Below are 26,017 nucleotides of genomic sequence, written 5' to 3' on the forward strand. Positions count from 1 at the left end.
CCACCTCCTTTACCATCTGTTTTTCACTTTATTCTGTAATTCGTATAACTTATTCATTGCTTCGATTGGTGTCATCTGACCCAAATCCAGTTCTTTTAATTCGTTTAATATCGTATCGTTGTCCATGGTATCAAGCAGTGAAATCTGTTCTAAATCCACCTCGTCTAACTTCGGTTTGCTGCGTTTACTGCTTCCCTCCGCACTGATATTCTGAACAATTTCCGTAATATCATTATTGCTTAACTCTTCTACAATTTCTTTGGCACGCTCAATGACATTATCCGGCACTCCCGCAAGCTTTGCTACCTGGATACCGTAACTCTTATCAGCTCCGCCTTTTACAATCTTGCGCAGGAAAACGATATCATCACCCTTTTCTTTTACTGCAATGCAGTAGTTATTTACGCTGTTTAATTTGCCTTCCAGCTCCGTTAGTTCATGATAATGGGTTGCAAATAATGTCTTTGCGCCAAGAAGCCTTGGATTACTGATATGCTCTACCACTGCCCAGGCAATACTCAATCCATCAAAGGTACTGGTTCCACGTCCGATTTCATCTAAAATCAAAAGACTGTTGGAAGTGGCATTCCGTAATATGTTTGCCACTTCTGACATTTCAACCATAAAGGTACTCTGTCCGCTGGCGAGGTCATCAGAAGCCCCTACTCTGGTAAAAATACGGTCTACAATTCCAATTTTGGCTGATTTTGCCGGAACAAAGCTTCCGATTTGAGCCATCAGTACAATCAACGCACTCTGTCGCATATAGGTAGACTTTCCTGCCATATTCGGACCGGTAATAATGGACACACGGTTGCTGCCATTATCAAGATAAGTATCATTTGCCACAAACATTTCATTCTGAATCATCCGTTCTACTACCGGATGTCTGCCGTCTTTGATGTCGATAAGACCTTTTTCGTTTAATTTCGGACGGCAGTAATTATTCTGTTCCGCTACCGTTGCAAGAGATGCAAATACATCAATCTGCGCCACTGCTTTGGCGGTCTTCTGGATACGGACCACTTCATCCGCCACTTTCTGACGGACTTCCCGGAACAGTTCATATTCTAAGACAATCAGCTTGTCTTCCGCACCTAGGATAACATCCTCTAATTCTTTTAATTCCGGTGTGATAAAACGCTCAGCATTTGCCAGAGTCTGCTTTCTGGTGAAATAGTCCGGCACCATGTCTTTAAAGGAATTGGTTACTTCAAGATAATAGCCAAATACTTTGTTATATTTGATTTTCAGATTCTTGATTCCGGTTTTCTCACGCTCTTTTGCCTCCAAATCAGCAAGCCAGCTCTTTCCATCTGTCTTGGCTTTCCGCAGGCGGTCCACCTCTTCGTTATAGCCCTCTTTTAAGATGCCGCCGTCATGAAGGGTAAGTGGCGGTTCTTCCGCAATGGAGCATTCGATTAATTCGTATAATTCATCCAACGTATCCAGCTGCTCATATAAACGTTTTAAAAGTGGTGACTGAAAATCACTCATCAGTGTCTTAATCGGTGGCAGCATATGTATGGAATTGCGAAATGCAATCAAATCCCTTGGATTTGCGGTCTGATAAGTAACACGGGTAATCAACCGTTCCAGATCATAGACCGGATTTAAATATTCCCGGATTTCTTCTCTTGTGATGGCATTGGTATTAAATTCGTCAATGGCATCATAACGTTCTTCTATTTCCGTACGCTCAATTAATGGCTGTTCCACAAAGCTTCTTAAGGTTCTTGCTCCCATGGCTGTCCTGGTCTTATCCAATACCCAAAGGAGAGAACCACGCTTTTGCTTTTCCCGGAGGGTTTCAACCAGCTCTAAGTTTCGTCTGGTAGAACTGTCAATAATCATGAATTTTCCGGTGGTATACGGATGAATTGCCACCAGATTGGAAAGGGTTGTTTTCTGTGTCTCGTAAAGGTATTTTAATAATGCACCGGCTGCAACGACGCCGCTGTCATAATCTGCAAGACCAAGTCCTTCTAAATCCCTGACTTTAAAATGATCCTTTAAAGTCATCTGTGCTGTCTCATCAGAAAAATACCATGCATCCAGAGAATAAATTACGATTCCCATACGGTTTTTCATATCATCGATATCAATTCCGCTGATATAAAATGCTTCATTACAGATGATTTCTGTCGGCTGGTATTTATTGACTTCGTCCAATAATTTCCGTTCCGAATCCACTTCTGTCACATAGTAATCTCCGGTGGTAATATCTGCAGAAGAAATACCATAATGGTCACCGATATATGCGATACACATGATATAATTATTTTTCGTTTCATCCAGTGCCTGTGCATTTAAGGTAGTTCCCGGCGTTACAACTCTTGTTACTTCACGCTTTACCATTCCCTTGGCAAGCTTCGGGTCTTCCACCTGCTCACAGATAGCAACCTTATAACCTTTTTTCACCAGTCTGGTCAGATAAGTTTCTGCTGCATGATATGGGATTCCGCACATGGGTGCCCGTTCCTCTGCACCACAGCTCTTTCCGGTTAAGGTAAGCTCTAATTCTTTTGATACAACCTTTGCATCATCAAAAAACATTTCATAAAAGTCACCAAGACGGTAAAATAAAATACAGTCCTTGTATTCTTCATGTGTTTTTAAATAATGCTGCATCATTGGTGTATATTCCGTCAATGTTCTGTATCTCCTTTTCTATTTCAAAACACCTGTTGTTTTAATCTATTTTAAGTCTTGCATATTTTCCTGCAATTGCTTCCGCTACTTTCAATCCGTCCATGGCTGCTGACATAATACCGCCGGCATAACCGGCACCTTCTCCGCAAGGGTAAATGCCTGCAATATTACTTTCAAAGGATTCATCCCTTGTAATCCGCACCGGAGAGGAAGTTCGGCTCTCCACGCCGGATAAAATGGCATCCTCCCTGTTATAGTCCGGAATATATTTCGGAAAGAGCTCCATTCCTGCCTGAAAAGATGCTGCTAATTCTTTTGGAAAAATTTCCCTGAGATTTGCAAATGTATGTGCACCCTTTGTGGTACTTTCAAAAGCCCCATATCCTGTAGATATGCGATTCTCTTTAAAATCTCCGTAAAGCTGCTGCGGAATTGCTCCGTTTCCAATGCGATAAGCATTTTTTTCCAATTTCCGCTGAAACTCAATTCCAGCTAACGGTCCATCCCCTTCAAAATCATCCGGTCGAACCGATATGATAATGGCACTGTTGGCATTCTGCCCGGCTCTTGCATGATAGCTCATGCCATTGACTGCCAGCATACCTTCCTCCGAAGAAGCATTTACGACATAACCACCCGGACACATACAGAAAGAATATACTCCGCGGTGATTCTCAAGATTTGCGGTCAGCTTATAGGATGCAGCAGGCAGCAGGGCATTTTTATGTCCGTTATACTGGCATGCATCAATCATCGCCTGCGGATGCTCTACACGAAATCCCACCGCAAATGCTTTGGCTTCCATCATAAGTCCCGCTTCCTGTAACATTGGGAAAGTATCTCTGGCGGAATGTCCGATTGCCAGCACCAGAACGTCTGTTGCTACTTCCTTTTCTCTGTTAATCCGGATGGCTTCTACTTTATCTTTCTTCCCATTCAGCGTAATGTCTGTAAGCTGGCTGAAAAAGCAGTAAGTTCCACCCATTCTTTCAATTTCCAGCCGGATGTTTTTTACGACTGTTTTTAAAATATCAGTTCCGATATGAGGCTTATTTATATATAAAATTTCTTCCGGAGCGCCCATTTTCACAAAGATTTCTAACACTTCCCGGTTTCTTCCTGCCACATCTTTTACCAGCGTATTTAATTTCCCATCGGAAAAAGTACCTGCTCCGCCTTCGCCAAACTGTACATTCGTCTTTGGATTTAAGATGCCGTCCTTCCAGAACCGTTCTACTTCAGCAGTCCTCTCTTCCACACTGCTTCCACGCTCCAAAATAATTGGACAATAGCCATGCTTTGCCAGTTCATAGGCACAGAACATTCCCGCCGGACCGCTTCCTACAATAACCGGTCTGTGGGACAGCTGTTTCTCTCCGGCATCCGGGAAATGATAATATATATCCTTTGCTTTACTGATATTGGAATTTTTATTCTTATGTAAAATCATAGCTTCCTGCTTCAATTCCACATCCACTGTGTATACAAAGGAAAGTTCATTTTTTCTTCTTGCATCAATGGATTGCTTTCGAATCTGATAACGGATCAGATCCTTTTCATTTTTTAGATGAAGTGTTTTGATAATCTGTCTTCTTAACATCTCTTCCGAATGTTCAATCGGAAGCTTTAACTGATTTACTCGTATCATGATAACTCCCTTGCCACATGTATCCCGGCTACTGCGCCGCTGCTCCATGCCCATTGCAAATTATAACCACCGCAGATTCCGTCAATATCCACCATTTCTCCGGCAAAATAAAGTCCCGGACAAAGCTTTGACTCCATGGTTTCTGCATCTATTTCATCAGTGTCTACGCCACCGGCAGTCACCTGTGCCGTATCAAAGGTATTCCAGTCAGTAATATCCACCCGGAGTCCCTGCACTGTATCTATAAATCTCTCTAATTCTTCTGTCTGCAGCCGGTTCGCATATTTTGCAGCTTTTATATGTGACTCTTCTACTAATACCGGAATTAATTTTTCCGGGAAAAAGCCGATTAAGGCTTCCCCGATGTGTTTTTCATCTGCTTTCTTAAATCTTTCCTTGAAATAGGTTAAGCACTGTTCTTTCTCCCAGAATGGCACAAAATTAAGTGTCGCATAGACTTTTTTCTGTTCTGATAACGCTCTTGTGGCAACTCTTGAAAGCTGAAATACCGGAATGCCGGATATTCCATAATTCGTGAGCTGTAATTCCCCCCGTTCGCTGCATGCATGCGTGCTTTCTATGTATAAATCGACCTTTACATCTGCACGAATTCCTGCAATATCAGCAAAAAATGACTGTTTTCCCTTCAATCCGATAAGCCCAGGTACTAAATCTATGATATGATGTCCCAGACTTTCAAGATATAGGAAACCGCTTCCGTCACTGCCACTTTTCTTTAAGGTCTTACCACCGGTTGCCATTATGCATTTTGTTGCATAAAAATCACCGCCCTTGGTATGAAAAGTGAAGCCCTTTGCGGTCTTTTCTATGCCTTTTATGCCACAGCCACAGACCACTCCAACATTCTGTTTCTTTAATTCCATCAGCAACACATCCCTGATTGCAGTTGCCTGCTCGCTCTGAGGATAATATCCGCCGTTACGCTCCTTTGGATATATGCCAAGTTCTTTAAAGAACTGCAGTGTCTCTTCCAGTCCAAACTGCTCAAATACAGGTGCAACAAAAGCAGGGTTCTGTCCGTAATATTTGTCCACACCCTGCACTTTATTTGTATAATTACATTTACCGTTTCCGGTTGCTAAAATCTTCTTACCAGGTACTTCGTTGTGCTCTAAAATAAGAACTTTTGCACCGTTTCGTGCCGCCATAATGGCTGCCACCAATCCGGCAGCACCTCCACCGACTACAACGACACCTATGCGTTCTGTATGCTTACTCATGCCAGTTATTTACTCTTCTCTCTATTTCTTTTGGACTGCTATGCAATCAGACCTATTCAGCCTTTTAGATTGTATCATAACAGTCTGAAACAATCAACTTTTTAACTGGAATAGCTTTCTAAGAAACGGTATAAATCTTCCAGTGTATCAAAGGTTTTCCCATTGCTGATTTCTTTTTTCAATTCTTCTGGCAGTCCCTGATACGCAATTCCAGTATACATGTATAAGGCATCCTCTTCGCCGAAATAGACATTCAAGTACCCGTCCTCTTCCCGGATAACAAATGCTTTTTTATTCTGAATGTTTGCACTTTCCACGCTATCCTCGAATTGCTCCGTCTCAGCTTCCTGAATCTTTATTATTTTTTCCTGTTCTTTTTCATTCAGTTTTAGATAATACTGTCTTCCACCAATCCATGCAGAGATAGATAATACCAGTGCTCCAAGGAAAAAAGTGCGCATACGTTTTGTGTTTTTCATATTCATCACCACAAACAGTATGCGCAGGTTTTTTCTTTTTATACAATTTTTTCAAGAATTCTATGTTTTGCCCTTTTATTGCATTTTATAATAAATGTAATTTCTTGGCAATACGGACGAAAAGGTATCCCTTCGGGAATTTCTTTAATTCTTCCTCACTTAAGCCTTTTAATAATAAAAGCATTGCACCATATACAACAGCTCCCATTACAATCGCAAGTATAGCTGCAATGGCATTTACCTTAATAACAGCAAAAATACCTTTGTAAACGCCAAAGACTACGACACCCATAATGGCAGAAGCTGCCACCGGGATTAAGAAAGTTTTCACAACTTCCTGGCGATAACCACTGTATTTCCGTAAAGACATTGCGTTAAAGAGGCACATAAAGAATGCAAATAAAGCATTCGAATATACCACTGCATAAATACCAAGATGTAAACCAAACATCATCACTAATAGTGCAATCAGATGCAGTCCCAATGCGATAGCCGCATTTTTAACAGGCTCTCTCATCCGGTTAATTCCCTGTAACAATCCATTAGATAATGTGGAAAGAGAATAGAACAAAATTGCAATAGCTCCCGTTGTAAGCATGGTTGCTGCAGTAGTTCCGGTGCTGCCATAAAGATGCAGCAGCTTTAATATCGGTCCTGACAGCACTGCAATTCCAATGGTACAAGGGAATGCAATTACCATAATAAAGCGGATTGCAATGTTAATCTGGCTTCGCACGGACTCTCTGTCCTTTCTTGCATACGCACCGGTAAGATTTGGTACGCAGGAAGCCGCCATCGCAGAAGCAATGGAAATCGGAATATTGATAATGGTCTTATATTTTCCGGAAAAGATTCCCCACCAGACATCAATATCATCCGGCTTATAGCCCTGTAGTTCCGCTACGTTCTTATAGATACCCTGATCTAAAATTGCACTGATATTATAAATTGTGGTACTTAAAAGTACCGGAACAATGGTCATAATCAGTACACGAAAGACATTCTGATAGGATTCTGTTTTGCTGCTGGTATCCCGGCGCATCTGTCGTTTAAAAATACGTTTGTATGCCAGAAACAACATTCCAAGGAATAAAAGTGCAAACACCGCTCCCATATTGGTACCCAGTGTTCCGCCTGCAGCACCGTAAGCAGAACCATACTTTTCCTTATTTCCAAGCACTGCTCCGATTCTTGCTCCATATCCATAGAGGATATAGGCAGCTGCAATACTGACAATCGCATTGACAATCTGTTCGATAATCTGTGAAATGGCACTCGGCATCATGGTACCAAGTCCCTGGAAAAATCCACGTAAGACTCCTAATACAGCAACTACCAGTATCGTCGGTGCCAGAACCTTCAATGCAAAAATACTAAGGGGCGTATTCAGCATGTTTGTGAAGAATGACGCACCAAAGAAAAGAATCAAACTTGCAGTAAGTCCGGTACCAGTTGCTAAAAGCAGGGCACCTTTTACAATTCGATATGCATTTTTTCTTTGCCCCTTCGAGACACGGGCAGATACCAGCTTGGATACCGCCAATGGCAGGCTGTATGCAGAAATAATCAGCAGGATATTATAAATTTCAAAGGCTGCACTGTAATAACTGTTACCGGTATCTCCAATGATATTGGTCATCGGGATACGATAGAGCAGACCGATTATCCTGCTGACTATAGAGGCAATTGCAAGAATGGAACCCTGTACTAAAAAGTTGGAGTCACTCTTTTTTCCTGAACTCATAAATTTACCTCAAGTAATTTTTGAAATAATTATTTTGCGGAAGGTGGTGTAAACTCATCTTCTGTTGCATAGATATTTAATTTCTTCTCCATATCATTTAACAATACACATACCATGGTTTTACCCTGGTTTAATGTGATTTCATTTCCGGAAGCGTCATAGTATCTGGTTGGCTCATTTTCGCTTGCTTTCTTCCATGTCACATCAATTACTTTACCGTTAGTAATATATTTTCCGGTTCCTTCACCGGTGCTCTCAACATCCAGATAACCGTGTGCATCATCTAACTTGGTATAATCGCAGTACTGAAGCAGAATGTTCTTAAAAGCAAGCTGTGTGCCTGTATTTTCATCCATATGCTCTTTTTTATACTGGAAACGATAGTATAAACCATCTTCACTGTTATATACAAACCAAGGATTGTTTACATAATATCCCGGCTGAACCACTGCTGCATCTGCTCCGTCTGTAAGTTCAATTTCTTTTTCATCATCTTCATTAAACTGATAATGTCCTTCATAATCGGAAGGCAGCTCGGTATCATAACCTTTTAATTCAATTCCGGCATCAATACCATCTGTGCTTACAAATGCATTGTGTGGAGCCTTTCTTGACTTGTCACGATAGAAAGTAGCAGAATCAATGGCACCCTCTAAACCGTTTAAGTCCTCAACTTTTCCACTCTCTAACAGCTCAGTTGCGTAAATTGCCTGTCCGTAATGAATATAAATTGCATCAAATTCCATTGCATAATATGCGTAGTAGTGACGGCAGCTTCTTACCGAACCAATCTTGTCTAATCCGGAGTAATCCTGGAAAATTGGCATCAGACGGGTAATTCCTCCTTCAGCAGGAGCTTCGTAAAGTACGTCTGCCTGCGACAGTCCATACTGTGGCAATGCATCATTGGTATTTCCAATCATGATTGCAACCGGTTTCTTCTTTGCTAAATCTTTATCAATCCATTCACCGGTCAGGTAACTTCTTGCCATACCATCTTTGCCGGTTTCAGTTTCGGCTTCAGGTTCTGCTTCAGAAACGGTTTCTGTCGGTTCCGGAGCTTCCTCTTTTTTCTTACATCCAGCTAAAAGACTGGTTGCCATCAGTGTCATACATAAAACAATACTTAATCTCTTTTTCATGATGTTCCTCCATTTTTATCTTAAAATATTTAAGCATTCTAAAATCTCGCGCTGCTTTCCTTCCATCACTGCAGCTTCCTGCTCTTCCATGTGGTCGTAACCAAACAGATGCAACATACTATGTACAATCAGAAATGCAAATTCTCTTTGCATACTGTGGCCATATTCCTCTGCCTGTTCCCTGACCTTGTCCACAGAAATAATAATATCCCCCAGCAGAATTTCCCCTGTATCCGGATTAAAGCAATCCTCCGTCTGATTCTCTATCTGGGAAAAATCTCCCGGTACATCATATTCTAACATTGGAAAGGATAAAACGTCCGTCGGGCGGTCTATCTCCCGGAACTCTTTATTAACCTTCCAGATACCTTCGTTATCTGTCAGTGTAAGACTGATTTCTGCTTCAAAAGGAAAATGCTCATGTTCCATTGTAAACGATATTACATCTTTTGCAAGTGTTTCATAATCAAAATCGAAGGTAACCTCCGCTTCTTTTTCTATTGCAAGGCTCAAAATAAATCCGCTCCTTTCGTTAAAAACTCTCTGATTTTAATAAACTGGTTCATGCCAAGATTCGCTTCATCATATAATCCGGCAGCCGATTTTTCGTTTAATGTCTGATAAATAATAATATCATGATTCCAGCTGTTCTTCACGGTTTCCTTGTCCAAAAGTTCAAATTTGGTAACAATACTGTCCACAATATGTACGATTGCGGACTCTATAGAACTAATAGCATTTAATTCACCATTGTATTCACTTAGAATCTTAACCACGTTTTTCGGGAAACAGTCAATCTCAGCAAGACGAACTCCATTTTCTACAAATGGTTCTCCCTCCAGCTTGCCAATCCGGTAGTAAAATCCTGCCGCAGCTACCGTTTTATCATCTGCCCCAAGCTCCTTTGCACATTCTTCTGCCACACTCGAAACTTTACGGGCATGTGCATAATCAATTTCCGAATAGTTTTTAATCTCCTGTACCAGTGGAAAATTTTCTGCAATAATTTCAGCTAAAGTACGTTCTTTTTCATGCTTCGCATAATAATACAGCCTGTCCGCAAAAAAGTACGAAAAAACTGCAGTCAGTATCATGCTGCATCCTGCGGATAAGTACTGATGATAATTGATTTCAAAGCTGCTGATGTAATAGAAGATACTCGGAACAGCAAACGACAATGCAACAGTCATGATGCATCCATAAATTTTATATTTTTTCTGGCTGATTACCATAAGCAGAATTCCGGAAAGTACCGTCAGCATAGTATATGCCGCATATTCATAAAAACTGCCGCTGGAACACATGCAAAGCAGTGTATTAAAATAAATTCCACCTAAAATACCAATCAGCTCATTTCCGCCACAGGAAAGAATCATGACCGGAATCATGACCGGTGCCATATATGCCGGCATAAAAAAGAAACCCACATAACAGGCTGCTGCTGCAAGAAAGCAAAGAAACAGCTGATGAAAATCACTTTTTTCATTCCGGTTCAGATGTCCTCTGATACGTTCCATTTCAATCACTGCAATCAGCAATGGCAGATATAAAGCATTTATAAAAACAAGCACCAGTACACGGTCTATGGTAAACTTGCAGATTATTGCCAGAAAAACAGAATAAATCGCAACGGAAATAAGGATTCCCAGCATACGAATCATTCTTTTGGGTGAAAATCTATCTTCCTTCATTTTTCGTTACTCTTTTCGTTCTTTTATTTGCTTTTGATTCATAATCGTCATAGGCTTTTACAATCTTCTGTACCAAAGGATGTCTTACTACGTCAGCGCTGGTCAATTTGCAGACGGATATCTCATCTACATTGCGAAGTACACGTAATGCCACATCCAGTCCCGACTTCGTTCCCGGAGCCAGATCCTTCTGGGTAGCATCTCCGGTCACCACAACCTTGGAGCCAAATCCAATACGTGTTAAAAACATCTTCATCTGTGCCGGTGTAGTATTCTGTGCCTCATCCAAGATAATAAATGCATTATCTAAGGTACGGCCTCTCATATAAGCCAATGGTGCGACCTCAATAAGCCCCTTTTCCATATTCCGCTGAAAGCTTTCTGCGCCCATAATCTGATACAGTGCATCATATAGCGGGCGAAGATACGGATCTACCTTGCTCTGTAAATCTCCCGGAAGAAATCCTAATTTCTCACCGGCTTCAATTGCAGGACGGGTTAAAATAATACGATTTACTTCTTCATTCTTAAATGCAGTAATTGCCATTGCCATGGCAAGATAAGTCTTTCCGGTTCCGGCAGGCCCGATTCCAAATACAATCATCTGCTTACGGATGGCATCCACATAAGCCTTCTGGCCTAAAGTCTTTGGTTTCACCGGTTTGCCGTTTATCGTATGGCAGATGCAGTCCTTATCAATTTCTACCAACGAGCCTTCTTTATGTTCTCCCAAAAGAGAAAGTGTATATGCAACCTTCTGCTCATCAATCATGTTTCCTCTCTCTGCCAGTTGTAAAAGTTCTGTAAACACCTTGCATGCACCCTCTACATTTGCGGTATCTCCAATGACTTTGATTCCTTCATTGCGGGGCACTACCGTAACATTTAAGGTCCGTTCAATCAATTTTATATTATGGTCAAATTGTCCGAAAATATTGGAAACATGCTCTGCCGGTATATCAATTCTTGTTTCATTCAAGCTCATTTAATACTAGCCCTTCCTCTGTGTCTTCTGTATCAGGTGCTGTAAGCTGTTCCGTTTCGTGCCTTAAAGCAGCTTTTGTGCGCACTTTGATGATTCCTTCCATGATACAGTTTTTATCGTCCATATCTATAATAACATTTTTTTCTAAAATTTGAATATTTTTTTCTGCTAAATGTGACAAATAAATATTAAAATTTTCTGTAGCAACCGCTTCTGCCTGCTCTTTCGTATAAATTGCCTGTTCTGTCCGATACTCTTTTAAAGTACTAGAATAGATTCCAAGTGGCAGATAAAAGTCCCCGTGGAGGCAAAGCTGTTTATAATCTGTTGTTTTGTCTGCACATTCAAATTCACCGCTTAATGCCGGAAGTGTTATTACTTTTCCAAAGAAATCAATGGAATACCGTTTCTTTTCTGCACCAGTCATTCTTTTTTCTTCATGGACAAGGGAAAATTTATCATGGTATGGATATTCCGTCAGCAGATATATATCCGCATCCGCATTGCAATATTCATAGGCATACTGTTCCCCGCTGTCATTGGTCAAATCAATCCTGCCACTTACTAATATATCTCCTGCCTTTACTGCATCGCCATTCTTTACTAGTGGGGTTCCATTTCTTGTAACAATGGATTCCACTGTCGCATCCTCTTCTGCTATCAGGTCTGAAGCTTCATACGGCAATTCTTCCATTGCTTCCTGCTGTACCAGATTTTCCTTGATTAATACCGTCATTTTCGTTCCGTAAATCTGTACCGATGCCCAGATAATTTCCGGAAACTGTGCCCGCAGATCCCGTTCTAACTGTTCGCAGTCAATTGTACGAATCCGGTCTCCGTAACCACAATCCTCCTCATCAAGAAATGTTAAAACGGTTTCTGTCGTAACAGATGAATTACCATCTACCTCCACATTCCAGAGAAATCGTGATAAAAACCACACCAGACCAGCTGCGAGAATTACTCCCATCAGGAAGCATTTTCGTTTCCGGTAACGGTTCATCCAGAACGGAAATCCTATTTTGCGCAGAATCCGAATCCTGCATCCGGTCTTGCTTACGAACGGACGGATACTCCAAAATGCACGAATGCTGATAAAAAAGTGATAAACATCTTCCTCTTTTCGAAGATTCCAGATTAAAATATTGTGATTGCCACACAGATTTAAAAATCGTTCCGGGGCATAACCACTTAAGACTACCTCAAGGTAACCGCCTATATATTTAAACAGGGAAAGTGTTGTCATAGAAAACCTCTATTCATACTCAATACTTTGGATGATTCCTGTTATTTTCATCTCTTCATTCGTATAATAGGAAATGTTGAGATTTTTCCCACGAACAAGAATCCGGCAGCTTTTCGCCTGAATCCTGATATATTCTTTCTCGTATTCTAAGATTCCCTTATAATTTTCCAACAGCAGTTCCCTGTTACCCATAACGGTTACAATTGCTGCCCGGTAGACTAAGTCTTTCGGCAGTTCTAAGGATTCCACCATATGATTTTTAAAATCTTTTTTTAACTCTTTCTTATTGTTTTTCCTCATATATAACTATATGAGTTTTTTTCTTTTCTATGCGGTAATATATTTTAAAACTGTTTCCGGTGCATCCAGTGGCTCTTTACTGAAAAGAAATGCATTTTGAACCAGTTCCTTTGCATCGTTGCATTTTGCTGCATCATTACCATATAATTCGGCCAGACATTCTCCTTTTTTTACGCTGTCTCCTATTTTTTTCTTAAGGCGGATACCGGCAGTTAAATCAATCTGACTCTCCTTTGTCTCTCTGCCGCCGCCAAGGCTCATGCAGGCAGTTCCAATTGCCATAGCATTTAAAGCTTCTACATATCCATCTTCCGGTGCGGTGATGGTTTCTGTAATTGCTGCTTTTGCCAATAACTGCGGATGATAAACCTGTTCCTTTCTGCCACCCTGTGCTTCTACAAAGTCTGCAAATTTATCCAGTGCTTTTCCGCTTGCAATGACTTTCTCCATCATTGTTCTTGCTTCGTTTTCATCTTCTGCCACACCGGCAGCCTTTAACATAAGATACCCTAATGCATAGACAACATCCATCAGATCCTTTGGCCCTTTTCCATTCAATGCTTCAATGGCTTCCTGCACTTCCACAATATTGCCTACTGTATTGCCAAGAGGCTGTGACATATCTGTAATAACCGCATAAGTTTTCTTTCCAGCACCATTTCCGATGGCCACCATAATCCGGGCAAGTTCCTCTGCCTTTTCCACAGTCTGCATGAATGCACCGTTTCCGGTCTTTACGTCAAGGACAATAGCATCCGATCCGCTGGCTAATTTCTTACTCATAATGCTGCTGGCAATTAAGGATTTCTCCGCTACCGTAGCAGTGACATCCCGGAGTGCATACAGCTTCTTATCTGCTGGTGCAAGATTAGCAGTCTGTCCAGCAATTGCAACGCCAACCTCTGATACCTGCTTTAAAAAGGCTTCTTCTGATATGGAAGTGCTGAATCCTTCAAAGCATTCTAACTTATCAATGGTTCCACCGGTATGACCCAATCCTCTTCCGGACATTTTTGCTACCGGAACACCCAGTGCAGCAATGATTGGTGTCAGAATCAGGGAGGTCTTATCTCCTACACCACCGGTGCTGTGTTTATCCACCTTTACGCCTTTAATACCGGATAAATCAAGCACATCTCCGCTATCCCGCATAGCAAGTGTTAATGCCAGTGTCTCATCGTGATTCATTCCCTGAAAACAGATTGCCATCAGCATGGCTGACATCTGATAATCCGGAATTTCACCGGTTGTAAATGCATTTATCATCCACTGGATTTCTTCTTTGCTTAAAGCAGCTCCTTCCTTTTTCTTTAAAATGAGGTCGTACATCCTCATAAAATCTCCTCCTTTTATCCGTTTCTTCTATTTATGATACGGTTGCTTATTTGTGATACGGTTCATGATTGATAATCCGATAGCTCCGGTATAACTGCTCCAATAAAATAACACGCATCAGCTGGTGCGGAAATGTCATCTTCGAAAAGCTTATTTTTTCATCTGCACGTTTTAATACTTCATCCGCAATTCCAAGGGAGCCTCCGATCACAAGAACGATATGGCTGTTGCCCTTTACCATCAAGTCACTGACTTTTTCCGATAAAGCAACAGAATCCAGCATTTTTCCGTTGATTGCAAGGGCAATGACGTAGCAGTTCTTTCCCTCTAAATATTTTAAAAGACGTTCCCCCTCTTTATGACGAATCTGCTGTTCCTCTGCCTCGGATGCTCCATCCGGTGTTTTCTCATCTGCCACTTCCACAATTTCAAGCTTACAGTATCTGCCCAGTCTTTTTTCGTACTCGGCAATGGCATCCCTGAAATATTTTTCTTTGATTTTTCCTACGCATAATATTGTTATCTTCATACTTGCAGTATACCTTATTTCAGAAATACAGACAAGGTTATTGTATCGTCGGATAAAATCACTTATAATAGTATTATTATAACGAAAGGTCAGGTACATAACATGGTATACAAGGAGAAAGATGCCCAGCTGGAAGATAATCGTTCTACCGCTTATACATTCCTTGGAGTTGGAATTGCCGGTCTGATTTTTGTCATTCTTTTTGCTCTGGACATCATCAAATTACCAATGGCTGATTATATGCGTGTTATTATGATTGTTGTAATGTCTGTTCTGTTTGTTATTTTTCTTGGAATCGGAATTACACATTTCCGTAAAATCAACCAGATGTCTGCGGATGCAGATATGGAAAGCAGACGCACCAGCGAAATTATGGAATGGTTCTCTTCCAACTATACTGCGGAAGAAATCGACCATGTCAGTGGTGCTGACAGCGAGCCTTCCATGGAGCAGCGTTACTTTATCCGTTCCGACAAAATTGCCGCACTTCTTCATGCTAAATTTGCCGGTCTGCCGGAGGATTATGAAGAACATATCTTAGAAAAGATTTATGCCGCTTACTATTCAGAAAACAATGAATAAACAGCAGATTTCTGCTTAAATATAATACAATCAAAGGAGTAACAAAATGAAATTATTAGAAGACAAAATTCTTGCAGAAGGAATCGCAGAAAGCGAAAACATTTTAAAGGTTGACAGCTTTATTAATCATCAGGTGGATCCTGAATTAATGAAGAAAATGGGCAAAGATATTGCAGAACATTATAAAGGAAAAGGTATCACACGTATTGCTACCATCGAAAGCTCCGGTATTGCTCCGGCTCTTATGGCTGCAGAAGCATTAGGCGTTCCACTTGTTATTTTAAAGAAACAGCCTTCTAAAATTTTAAATCATGATTTATATCAGACTGTTGTAACTTCTTATACCAAAGGAACCAGCTATGAATTAACCATTTCCGCAAAATACATCAGCGAAAATGACCACATTCTTATCGTGGATGATTTCCTTGCCAACGGCGAAGCTGCTACCGGTGCTATCCGCCTAATCCGTAAAGCACATGCCACCATCGCAGGTGTCAGTGTCTTAATTGAAAAAGCATTCCAGCCTGGTCGTGAAAAATTAGAAGAACAGGGCATCGATGTCTATTCTTTAGCAAGAGTATCCAGACTTGACAAGGGTGTCATTGAATTTGTAAAAGAAGACTAATTTTTAAAATCCCCGGAACAAAGGCAGATAAGAAACATTCTTATCTGCCTTTGTTCATCTGCCATAGCTTATTCCGGCAGATAAATGTAATTATATCTTACCACCGGGCTTGCCAGTCCATGGTCATCTACCACAAGAACAGACAACACATTATTGCCCTGTGGCATTTCAAGTGGTTCACTGTATACATCAGAATCCTGTGTTGGTGTTGAACCATCCCAGGTATAGTAAGCGGTGGAACCGGCGGGAACCTGTATACTGATGCTCTGTGCATCATAGTATGTTCCGGCAGTAGGTGTCACATTAGCAGAATCCGGAGCTTCAAAAGTAATTTCATAATCTGCTTCTGCAATCTCACTATAAAAGCCTCTTGCGTCCTTTGCTACTGCTTTGATGGTATATTCTTTCTCATCCTCTAAAGAAATCGGTTCTGTATATTCCATTCCCTTTTCAATCGGAGAATCACCATTTAACGTATAATAAATGGTACAGTCTGAGTCTGCCATCAGTTCAATTTCAATCGTATCATTGTATTCCCCGGCTTCTTCCGAAAACTCCGGAGCCTTTACTTCATAATTATCAAACAGAGCTTTTATTTTATCAGAGTCTGATTGTTCATATAAATCCTGTAGTTTATCATATTCCTTTTGCTTATCATATAAGGCAATCAGCATCTGATACGCTTCTTCATTGTTCTTATCAAGGGTAAGTATCTGTAACAAATACGCTTCTTCTGATGTTTCATCTTTTCGGATTCGGTACAAATCAGCCATCCGGAGTAATACATCCACATTATCCGGCTGCAATTTCTCAGCCTGTTCAAAATAGGTCAATGCCTTGGTATAATTCTTCTCTTCCGTGTAACTGATTCCCTTCTGATACTGATAATCAAAAGATTTCTTATGGCTGTTCTGCACTAGAAGCACAATGATAACACCAATGATTGCAATAGCAATCAGAACTGATACTGTAATCAGAAGTCTTTTCTGTTTCTTTTTCTGTTCTGCCTCTTTCTTTTTCTTCTGGCTGTTTTTCAATGATTTTTTCTTCTTTCCGTTGGAAGAGGTATTCTTATTCGGTTTATCGTCTTCTTCTAATAATTCTTTTAAAATATCCTCTTCCACATTATAATCCGGAACAATCTGCGCTTCTTTTCCACATACAGAACAGTATACACAGCCTAATTTTATTTCTGCTCCACAATTTGCACACTTCATAGCCTTCTCCTATTCATGTCTCATAGTTTCCACACAATTGTTCATTAACATTGCAATGGTCATTGGTCCGACTCCACCCGGAACCGGTGTAATCGCACTACAAAGCAGCTCTACTTCATCAAATTTTACATCACCGGAAAGTTTATTGTTCTCATCACGATGAATTCCTACATCAATGACAACTGCACCATCTTTTACATAGGATGCATCAATAAATTCTTTTTTCCCAATTGCAACAATCAGAATATCTGCCTCTTTACAGATTTCCTTTAAATTACGGGTTTTTGAATGCGTTACTGTAACAGTTGCATTCTCACGCAGCATTAAGATTGCCATCGGTTTTCCAACAATATTGCTTCTTCCAACGATAACACAGTGTTTTCCCTCAATATCAATGTCAGAACGCTTTAGAAGCTGGATGATTCCGGCTGGTGTGCAGGAAATATATCCTTTCTGTCCAATCATCAATGCGCCGACATTTTCCGGATGGAAACCATCTACATCCTTCTTCGGAGAAATGGCACGGATTACCGCATCCTCATCAATGCCCTCTGGCAATGGAAGCTGTACCAAAATGCCTTTTACATGTTCTTCTTTATTCAATTTATCGATTAAAGCCAGTAATTCATCCTGGGAAGTCTCTTCCGGAAGCTCATAAGAAAGAGAATCTATCCCAATATATTCACAGGCACGTTTTTTGTTTCTGACATATACACTGGATGCAGGGTCATTTCCCACCTGGATTACAGCAAGTGCTCCTGTGATTCCCTGTTCCTTTAACTGTGCTACTTCTTCTTTTAATTCATCTTTTATTTCAGCAGAAATTCTTTTTCCATCAATTAATAATGCCATGATACCTCCTAAAATAATCCTGTAATTACGCCATCATTGGTTACATCAATATTATTTGCAGCCGGTACTTTCGGAAGTCCAGGCATGGTCATAATAGAGCCGGTAATAGCTACTACAAAGCCTGCTCCGGCAGATACATATACTTCACGGACATTTACGGTAAAGCCAGTCGGTCTGCCAAGTTTTGATGCATCATCAGAAAGAGAATACTGGGTCTTTGCCATACATACAGGGAAATTGCCCATTCCCATTTCTTCAATATGTTTTAATTCTTTTAATGCAGCCTTACTGTAAGTTACATCATCTGCTCCATAAATCTCAGTTGCAATCGTCTTAATCTTATCCATAAGAGACATCTCATCCTCATACAGAGGTTTGAAATGTGCTTCTTTATGATCTAAAGTATCCAGTACTTTCTTTGCAAGTTCGATTCCGCCTTCGCCACCTTTTTCCCATACTTCAGATAATGCGAATTCACAGTTTCTTTCCTTACAGAAGTTCTCTACAAATGCAATTTCTTCTTTGGTATCGGTTACAAAGGAGTTTAAGGTAACTACTACCGGTACACCAAATTTTTGAAGGTTCTCGATATGTTTCTCTAAGTTTACAATTCCCTTCTTTAAGCTTTCCAAATCTTCTTTTGCAAGGTCTGCCTTTGGAACCCCACCGTTATATTTTAATGCACGGATGGTTGCTACCAGTACCACTGCGTCCGGTTTAAGTCCAGCCTTACGGCACTTGATATCAAAGAATTTCTCAGCACCAAGGTCAGCACCAAAACCGGCCTCTGTAATTGCAATATCACCTAATTTTAAAGCTGTCTTTGTAGCACGGACACTGTTGCATCCATGAGCAATATTTGCAAATGGTCCACCATGAACAATGGCCGGATTGTGCTCTAATGTCTGAATCAGATTTGGTTTGATGGCATCTTTTAAGAGTGCTGCCATAGAACCGGTTGCATGTAAATCATCTGCCGTAATCGGATTTCCGTCAAAGGAATAGGCAACTATGATTCTGCCCAGACGGCGTTTCAAATCTTTCATATTGTCCGCCAGACATAAAACAGCCATAATTTCAGATGCCACTGTAATGATGAAATGGTCTTCACGTACCATACCATCCATCTTGCTTCCAAGACCGATTACAATATTTCTAAGTGCACGGTCATTCATATCCATACAACGTTTCCATACTACCTGACGTGGGTCAATTCCAAGCTGGTTGCCCTGCTGGATATGATTATCTAATAATGCTGCCAACAGGTTATTTGCGGATGTGATTGCATGGAAATCTCCGGTAAAATGCAGATTTAAATCTTCCATCGGAACTACCTGCGCATATCCACCACCTGCAGCTCCACCTTTGATTCCAAAGCACGGTCCTAAAGACGGCTCACGAAGTGCAAGTACCGCTTTTTTACCAAGTAAAGCCATCGCCTCACCAAGTCCGATACTTGTTGTGGTCTTTCCTTCGCCGGCAGGTGTCGGGTTAATAGCTGTTACAAGAACCAGTTTGCCATCTTCCCTGTCTTTTACAGACTCCCATAATTCATCGGAAATCTTTGCTTTGTATTTTCCGTAAAATTCCAGCTCATCCTCGTTTATTCCGAGCTTCTCAGCCACTTCCTTAATATGTACCAGTTCTGCTTCCTGTGCAATTTCAATATCTGACTTCATCTTCATTTCCTCCTCATGGATTGTATTCTATAAATCTTTCTTAATTACCCTCTTCAATAAATGCTTCCAGCTGTTCCGGAGACATTAACACCTGTCGCGGCTTGGTCCCTTCATCCGGTCCTACTACACCAGCTTCTTCCAGCTGATCCATAATTCTTGCCGCCCGGTTAAAACCAACTTTAAAATAACGCTGAATCATTCCGATGGAACCTTTATCTTTATCAATCAAAAGCTTTGCAGCATCCAAGAAATAAGCATCTCTGTCATTTCCATCACCAGATGCCGCATCAGCACCAGTGCTTGCGGATACAGAAATATTGTTCATCCGCTCTTCAATATCACTACTGTAGCCTTCTCCCTCATTGTGTTCCTTTAAGAATTCAACCACATCTGATACCTCTTTATCGGATACAAACGCACCCTGTACACGAAGCGGTTTCTGTAAGCCCTGCGGATAATAAAGCATATCGCCTTTTCCTAAAAGCTTTTCCGCACCGTTCATATCAAGAATGGTTCTTGAATCCACACCGGACGTTACAGAAAATGCGATTCGGGATGGCATATTTGCTTTAATCAGTCCGGTAATGACATTTACGGAAGGACGCTGTGTTGCAATGACAAGATGGATTCCTGCGGCTCTTGCAAGCTGCGCCAACCGGCAGATAGCATCTTCCACATCCCCCGGTGCAACCATCATCAAATCCGCCAGCTCGTCCACAATAATTACAATCTGCGGCATCTTCTTTGGCTTATCCGGGTCATCAATATCTTTGATTCCTTCTATTTTCTGGTTATAGCCCTTCAGATCACGGACACCGTATTCTGCAAATTTCTGATAACGGTCTGTCATTTCAGCTACCGCCCAGTGCAATGCACCTGCCGCCTTCTTCGGATCTGTAACAACCGGAATAAACAGATGTGGGATTCCATTGTATACACTTAACTCAACCACCTTCGGGTCAATCATGATAAGCTTTACATCCTCCGGATCTGCCCGGTACAAAATACTCATAATAATTGTATTGATACAGACAGATTTACCGGAACCGGTAGCTCCTGCAATCAATAGATGCGGCATCTTTGCAATGTCCGCAATCATGACTTTTCCGGCAATATCTTTTCCGGCTGCAAAAGCAATCGGTGATTTATTGGCATGAAATTCCTCTGACTCTACCAGATCACGGAACATAACCGGAATACTTTCTTTATTCGGCACCTCGATACCAATGGCTGCTTTACCCGGAATCGGTGCTTCAATCCGGATATCCGCCGCCGCAAGATTCATCTTGATATCATCGGACAAATTTACGATTTTGCTGACCTTTACACCCATTTCCGGCTGGAATTCATATCTCGTTACTGCTGGTCCGCAGTTGATAGCCGTAATTGTAATATTAATTCCAAAATTCTTTAGAGTCTCTTTTAATTTTGCTGCTGTCTGATTCAGATAATCCCTGGTATCACCAGAAGCACCTGTATTTCCTTTTTTCAGCAAATCTACCGGCGGGAATACATATCTGCCACCGGAACTTTCCTGTTTTACGATGGATTCTTCTACTGCCGCCACTTCATCTTCGATTTCCATCTTGTCCTGCTTTTTATTTTTCCTTGGCTTTTCTTCTTCCATTACAGGATGCGCCGGTTCTTTTGGCAGATTGCTTTCTGCCTTTTTCACTGCAATTGGTTCCGGCTCAAACACAGGTTCAGATGCAGGCTGAATGATCGGTTCTACCGGTTTTACCTCTGCTCTGTGTATCGTTGCCACCGGCTCATTCATCGTATGAATTACCGGCTGTTCCATTTTCTGGCTGCCGTTGGTTGCCGTAAGCACAACTTTATTTTCTTCCTGTACCACCGGCATATCTTCGATATCACTCAAAGTAATTTCATTAATATCATCTGATTTGACTTTCTTTTTATCCGGGGATGGTAATTTGGTATCCAATGCCACACCACTTACCTTCTTCTCCATCCGCCGTCTTGCCTGCTCTTTTTCTCTTTCTTTCTCCCGCTCCTCCCGGCGTTCCTTTGCTGCATCCATTCGGCGGATTGCATCATCCTTGGCAGAATCGTAAATGACTTTTCCGCCTTTTTGCATGCCCTTCATAATAGAACGTTCCGTAATCAGCACCAGGGAAATTATCAAAACGATAATATCAATGACATAAGTACCCGGCACACCAAAATTCGGACACAGAAGCTGTTCTAATAATCCACCGATTATACCGCCACCAGCCTTATTTTCAAAGCCATAGCGGAAAGCGGATATTGCTCCTGCTTCCTTGCTGCTGTCTGTTACCATCTGCACAAACAGGCATAAAAAGGATACAAATAATACCGCCGCTACAATTTTGACTGCTGCTACTTTATTTTCCCGGTTAGACACTGCGAACACCACGGCTAAAAAGAAACAGATTGGGAATACATATGCCATTAATCCAAATATTCCAAAGAAAAAGGAACTGACTCCGCTTCCGATTTTTCCGCCGATTCCAAAATTAGCAAGCAGCAAAACAATACAGACTGCCAGTGCAATCCAAAGAATCACTTCATTCCGGAAGGATTCATGCTGTTCCCGCTGTTTTCTTGCCTTTGATGCTGTTGTTCCCGTTGTTTTTTTCTTCTGAGTTGTCTTTTTTCTAGTTCCAGTTGCCATTTCAATCTCCCGTTTACATATAAAAATATCCTCCAATTGATACCAGTCCCATTATGAGACAGTAGATGGAAAATACCGTGAATTTCTTTTTGCGCACTACTACCAGCATGGTCTTAATGCAGATATAACCGACTACCGCTGCCACCAGCGTTCCAACTATGTAATTCAAAATATCTGCAGACTGTAATGCTGCAAATTCAACATCCTTAATCTCTACTACCAGTGCTCCAAGTATTGCCGGAATAGACATGATAAAAGAATATTTTACCGCAAATTTGCGGGTCATTCCGGTAGAAAGACATGCTGTGATTGTGGTTCCTGACCGCGATAAGCCCGGCATGGTTGCGATTCCCTGACTGATACCGATTAAAAATGCATTGGTATAAGTTACCTGCTTTGGTGTCTTGCCGCCATCCGGAATCCGGTCTGCAATAAATAAAAGTACTGCCGTAATAATCAGGCAGATTCCCGGAACCAGTAAAATCTGCTCTGCAGCAGATACCAGATCTTTTGCTGCAATTCCAATAATTCCGGTTGGAATCGTGGAAACAATGACAAGCATCACAAATTTCCGGTAACTATTATGCACGATTTTACGGTATGGTAAATCTTCTTTTGTTATCACACGCTTAAAAAAGGTTGCCACATTTACAAAAGAATCACCAATAATGGCAAAACCTTCTTTAATCATGCGGAATATATCCTTATAATATACAATAAATACAGCAATCAGTGTTCCGATGTGAAGCAGAATATCGAAAAACATTCCGCCGGTTTCTATTTGAAAAAACTGTTTAAATATTGCCAGATGACCGGAACTGCTTACCGGCAGAAATTCTGTTAATCCCTGTATCAGACCTAATAAAACAGACTGTAATAATGACATAGCTGCCTCCTTGGTATCTCTCACTACAGTTACTTGTATAAAATTATCAACACTGTGCATTAGTATACCATATTTTGATGCGTTTGTCATTACAGGCATTCGTTTTTCTGTTCTCGTATAATCTCATGCAATTTATGAAGTGCCTGGTCGATTCCCCCCACTTCGTCAATCAGTCCTTCTTTTACTGCATCCGCTCCTACAAGAATGGTTCCCAGATCCTTTGTCAGCATGGTGGTATTCATCATGAGCTGCTCTAATCTTTTTTCATCCGCTCTGCTGTGAGATGCTATAAAATGAATAATCCGATTCTGCATCTGCTGAAAATAATCATAAGTTGGCGGTGCTCCGATTACTGTCCCGCTCATACGCACCGGATGGATGACCATGGTTCCCGATGGCACAATAAAAGAATAGTCCGTTGAAACCGCCAGCGGCACACCAATGGAATGACTTCCGCCTAAGACAAGGGACACTGTCGGTTTACTTAAGGAAGATAGCATTTCTGCAATGGCAAGTCCGGATTCCACATCACCGCCTACTGTATTCAAAAGCACAAGAACACCATCCACCTGGTCAGAATCTTCTATTTCTGCAAGTTTCGGCAGTACATGCTCATATTTCGTTGTCTTGGTATTGGAAGAAAGACATTCATGACCTTCAATCTCACCAATCACCGATAATAAATGAATCTTCTGATGCCATCGGCTGTCAGATAAGGAAATCTGCCCGGATTCCCTGATCAGTTCTTGTTCATCTAACTGTTCCTTTTTCGATTCATCTTTTTTCCGTTCTTTGTTTTCTGTTTTTTCTATTTTTGATTCTGTATTTTGTAATTCTGCATTTTTGATTTCTTCATTTTTCAATTCCACATTTGGGACTTTTTTCTTTAGCAGCACTTGGTTTTCTTTCTGCTCCATATCAGATGCTCCCTTCTTTCTGTCTGGATTATTTCTCGCTGCTCGCCAGCTGCTTCTTACGGATACTTGGCAGCTCGAGAAACTTGCGAAAAAAATAAGGCAGGCAGTTTTACACTGTCTGTCTTATTATCTACATGATATTCTTTTTTATACCGGCCAGCCCTTTAAATAATTATAAAGGTTCTCATAACGGCACTTAGAACTCTTCCAGGAGAAGTCTTTTGCCATGCCACGGTCAATAATCTGGTTCCACTGTTTCTTCTTGTCAAAGAAAATGTGTTTGGAATAATTAATGACAGAAAGCATTTCCTCCCCATTGTAATTACTGAATGAGAATCCATCTCCGGTATTTTCATATTCGTTATATGGAACAACAGTATCTTTTAATCCACCAGTCTCGCGGACGATTGGCACAGTTCCGTAGCGAAAGGAAATAAGCTGTGTCAGTCCACATGGTTCAAACCGGGATGGCATTAAGAAAGCATCGGCAGATGCATATAACTTATGTGCCAGGTCATCGGAGTAACAGATATTTGCAGACACACGATCCGGATATTTCCATGCATAATAACGGAACATGTTCTCATACTGACCTTCACCGGTTCCAATTACCACAAGCTGTGTAAAGTCATCCACAATACGGTCGATAACGAAGTTAATCAAATCTAAGCCCTTCTGGTCTGTCAAACGCGAAATAAGACCAATCATATATTTCTTCTTATCTACGGTCAATCCTAAGTCTTCCTGCAATTTCAGCTTGTTATTGACTTTCTTTTTGCGGAATGACTCAGCGTCATAGTTACAGTAAATCTTATTGTCTGTTGCCGGATTGTAAACCTGATAATCGATACCATTAACAATCCCCTGCATATCATAATGACGGGCAGAAAGCAGACCATTTAAACCTTCCCCATAATATTCTGTCTGAATCTCATTGGCATAAGAATCACTTACTGTGGTAATGTAGTCTGCATAAACCAGACCACCCTTTAACATATTTGCATCCTTCTTGTATTCCAGCTTATCCGGTGTGAAGAGTGATGCCGGAAGTCCGGTTAACCCCCGCATGGTCTTAATATCCCATACGCCCTGGAATTTTAAGTTATGAATGGTCATAACAGATTTCATACCCCAGAAGAACATATCTCCCTGAAACTCGTTTTTCAGATATACCGGAATAAGGCCGGTTTCCCAGTCATGACAATGGATAATATCCGGCTGGAAGCCGATAACAGGAAGCATAGATAATACTGCCTTATCAAAGAAACAGAATTTTTCGATATCATGTCTGATATTTCCATAAGGTGAAAAACAGTCAAAATACTCTTTATTATCAATAAAGTAATATGTAATTCCATCTAATTCATATTTTAATACGCCCACATATTTGCTTGGGATATAAGAACCTGTTCCCATGTAAAAATGTGTTACATATTCAAACTGGCTCCGGAAATGTTCCGGTATACAACTATAGTTTGGAATTACCACACGAATATCCCAATACTGAGGGTCAAATTCCTTTGGCAGTGCACCACACACGTCCGCAAGCCCTCCGGTTTTAATAAATGGTACACATTCTGATGCTGCAAATAGAATTTTCTTCATTTTGCT

22 protein-coding genes are annotated in these 26,017 nt (G+C 41.0%); 2 read left to right on the plus strand and 20 right to left on the minus strand.

The features are described from left to right. Positions 1-9: 9 nt before the first annotated feature. The 13 genes from mutS to rlmH all read right to left on the minus strand — a co-directional run bounded on the left by mutS (position 10) and on the right by rlmH (position 14,992). Entirely contained in the window at positions 10-2,634 is a 2,625-nt protein-coding gene (gene mutS, locus DWY37_RS01820; protein ID WP_118540705.1) for a DNA mismatch repair protein MutS, read from the minus strand. A 58-nt stretch (positions 2,635-2,692) separates the two neighbouring features. Next, the gene (locus DWY37_RS01825) at positions 2,693-4,300 is read right to left on the minus strand and encodes an NAD(P)/FAD-dependent oxidoreductase (RefSeq protein ID WP_118540675.1); all 1,608 of its coding nucleotides are present in this window, start codon (positions 4,298-4,300) and stop codon (positions 2,693-2,695) included. Next, entirely contained in the window at positions 4,297-5,541 is a 1,245-nt protein-coding gene (locus tag DWY37_RS01830; protein ID WP_118544385.1) for an NAD(P)/FAD-dependent oxidoreductase, read from the minus strand. Before DWY37_RS01830 ends, DWY37_RS01825 begins: the two co-directional genes overlap by 4 nt. A gap of 101 nt (positions 5,542-5,642) precedes the next feature. Then, a complete protein-coding gene (locus DWY37_RS01835) occupies positions 5,643-6,020 on the minus strand; it encodes a hypothetical protein (protein ID WP_117698382.1) in 378 nt (125 codons plus the stop codon). Positions 6,021-6,105: 85 nt separating this feature from the next. Next, positions 6,106-7,764, minus strand: coding sequence for a putative polysaccharide biosynthesis protein (locus DWY37_RS01840; protein ID WP_118544384.1), 1,659 nt, complete (start codon positions 7,762-7,764; stop codon positions 6,106-6,108). Positions 7,765-7,793: 29 nt separating this feature from the next. Then, complete coding sequence (locus tag DWY37_RS01845; protein ID WP_118540671.1) at positions 7,794-8,906, minus strand: DUF3048 domain-containing protein; 1,113 nt, start codon at positions 8,904-8,906, stop codon at positions 7,794-7,796. 15 nt (positions 8,907-8,921) lie between these two features. Next, positions 8,922-9,419: an rRNA maturation RNase YbeY gene (ybeY, locus tag DWY37_RS01850; RefSeq protein ID WP_022243795.1), complete on the minus strand. Its 498-nt coding sequence runs from the start codon at positions 9,417-9,419 to the stop codon at positions 8,922-8,924. Further along, a complete protein-coding gene (locus DWY37_RS01855; protein WP_118592549.1) occupies positions 9,416-10,597 on the minus strand; it encodes a hypothetical protein in 1,182 nt (393 codons plus the stop codon). Before DWY37_RS01855 ends, ybeY begins: the two co-directional genes overlap by 4 nt. Further along, complete coding sequence (locus DWY37_RS01860; RefSeq protein ID WP_118176830.1) at positions 10,584-11,582, minus strand: PhoH family protein; 999 nt, start codon at positions 11,580-11,582, stop codon at positions 10,584-10,586. Before DWY37_RS01860 ends, DWY37_RS01855 begins: the two co-directional genes overlap by 14 nt. Next, positions 11,569-12,828, minus strand: a complete 1,260-nt coding sequence (locus DWY37_RS01865) for a sporulation protein YqfD (RefSeq protein ID WP_118540665.1) — start codon at positions 12,826-12,828, stop codon at positions 11,569-11,571. The genes DWY37_RS01860 and DWY37_RS01865 overlap by 14 nt, the downstream gene beginning before the upstream one ends. 9 nt (positions 12,829-12,837) lie before the next feature. Further along, positions 12,838-13,128 carry a YabP/YqfC family sporulation protein gene (locus DWY37_RS01870; protein ID WP_227700104.1) on the minus strand — a complete coding sequence of 97 codons (291 nt, stop codon included), beginning with the start codon at positions 13,126-13,128 and terminating at the stop codon, positions 12,838-12,840. 27 nt (positions 13,129-13,155) lie between these two features. Further along, positions 13,156-14,463: a pyrimidine-nucleoside phosphorylase gene (locus DWY37_RS01875; RefSeq protein WP_199535017.1), complete on the minus strand. Its 1,308-nt coding sequence runs from the start codon at positions 14,461-14,463 to the stop codon at positions 13,156-13,158. A gap of 46 nt (positions 14,464-14,509) precedes the next feature. After that, complete coding sequence (gene rlmH, locus DWY37_RS01880; protein ID WP_117841040.1) at positions 14,510-14,992, minus strand: 23S rRNA (pseudouridine(1915)-N(3))-methyltransferase RlmH; 483 nt, start codon at positions 14,990-14,992, stop codon at positions 14,510-14,512. A gap of 102 nt (positions 14,993-15,094) precedes the next feature. On the opposite strand from rlmH, the gene DWY37_RS01885 reads away from it, so the two are divergent. Both DWY37_RS01885 and DWY37_RS01890 read left to right on the plus strand, forming a co-directional pair. Further along, positions 15,095-15,574: a hypothetical protein gene (locus DWY37_RS01885; protein WP_118540663.1), complete on the plus strand. Its 480-nt coding sequence runs from the start codon at positions 15,095-15,097 to the stop codon at positions 15,572-15,574. 46 nt (positions 15,575-15,620) lie between these two features. Beyond that, positions 15,621-16,199 carry a xanthine phosphoribosyltransferase gene (locus tag DWY37_RS01890; protein WP_117698389.1) on the plus strand — a complete coding sequence of 193 codons (579 nt, stop codon included), beginning with the start codon at positions 15,621-15,623 and terminating at the stop codon, positions 16,197-16,199. 68 nt (positions 16,200-16,267) lie between these two features. Here the strand turns inward: DWY37_RS01890 and DWY37_RS01895 are convergent, their stop codons facing one another. The 7 genes from DWY37_RS01895 to glgA form a co-directional block, all read right to left on the minus strand. Then, entirely contained in the window at positions 16,268-17,416 is a 1,149-nt protein-coding gene (locus DWY37_RS01895) for a chitobiase/beta-hexosaminidase C-terminal domain-containing protein (RefSeq protein ID WP_118540661.1), read from the minus strand. Positions 17,417-17,425: 9 nt separating this feature from the next. After that, complete coding sequence (gene folD / locus DWY37_RS01900) at positions 17,426-18,268, minus strand: bifunctional methylenetetrahydrofolate dehydrogenase/methenyltetrahydrofolate cyclohydrolase FolD (RefSeq protein ID WP_118540659.1); 843 nt, start codon at positions 18,266-18,268, stop codon at positions 17,426-17,428. A gap of 8 nt (positions 18,269-18,276) precedes the next feature. After that, positions 18,277-19,947 (minus strand): formate--tetrahydrofolate ligase, encoded by a 1,671-nt coding sequence (locus DWY37_RS01905; RefSeq protein ID WP_118540657.1) that lies wholly within the window; start codon positions 19,945-19,947, stop codon positions 18,277-18,279. Positions 19,948-19,987: 40 nt separating this feature from the next. After that, the gene (locus DWY37_RS01910; RefSeq protein ID WP_118540655.1) at positions 19,988-22,603 is read right to left on the minus strand and encodes a DNA translocase FtsK; all 2,616 of its coding nucleotides are present in this window, start codon (positions 22,601-22,603) and stop codon (positions 19,988-19,990) included. Positions 22,604-22,616: 13 nt separating this feature from the next. Then, on the minus strand, positions 22,617-23,489 hold the full coding sequence (locus DWY37_RS01915) for an undecaprenyl-diphosphate phosphatase (protein WP_199650031.1): 873 nt from the start codon (positions 23,487-23,489) through the stop codon (positions 22,617-22,619). An 89-nt stretch (positions 23,490-23,578) separates the two neighbouring features. Then, positions 23,579-24,406: a ClpP family protease gene (locus DWY37_RS01920; protein WP_022243781.1), complete on the minus strand. Its 828-nt coding sequence runs from the start codon at positions 24,404-24,406 to the stop codon at positions 23,579-23,581. Between the two features lie 147 nt (positions 24,407-24,553). Continuing rightward, positions 24,554-26,011: a glycogen synthase GlgA gene (glgA, locus tag DWY37_RS01925; protein ID WP_117698395.1), complete on the minus strand. Its 1,458-nt coding sequence runs from the start codon at positions 26,009-26,011 to the stop codon at positions 24,554-24,556. Between the last annotated feature and the right edge of the window lie 6 nt (positions 26,012-26,017).

This window comes from Roseburia sp. AF25-13LB, from assembly GCF_003478915.1.
Lineage (GTDB): Bacteria > Bacillota > Clostridia > Lachnospirales > Lachnospiraceae > Roseburia_C > Roseburia_C amylophila.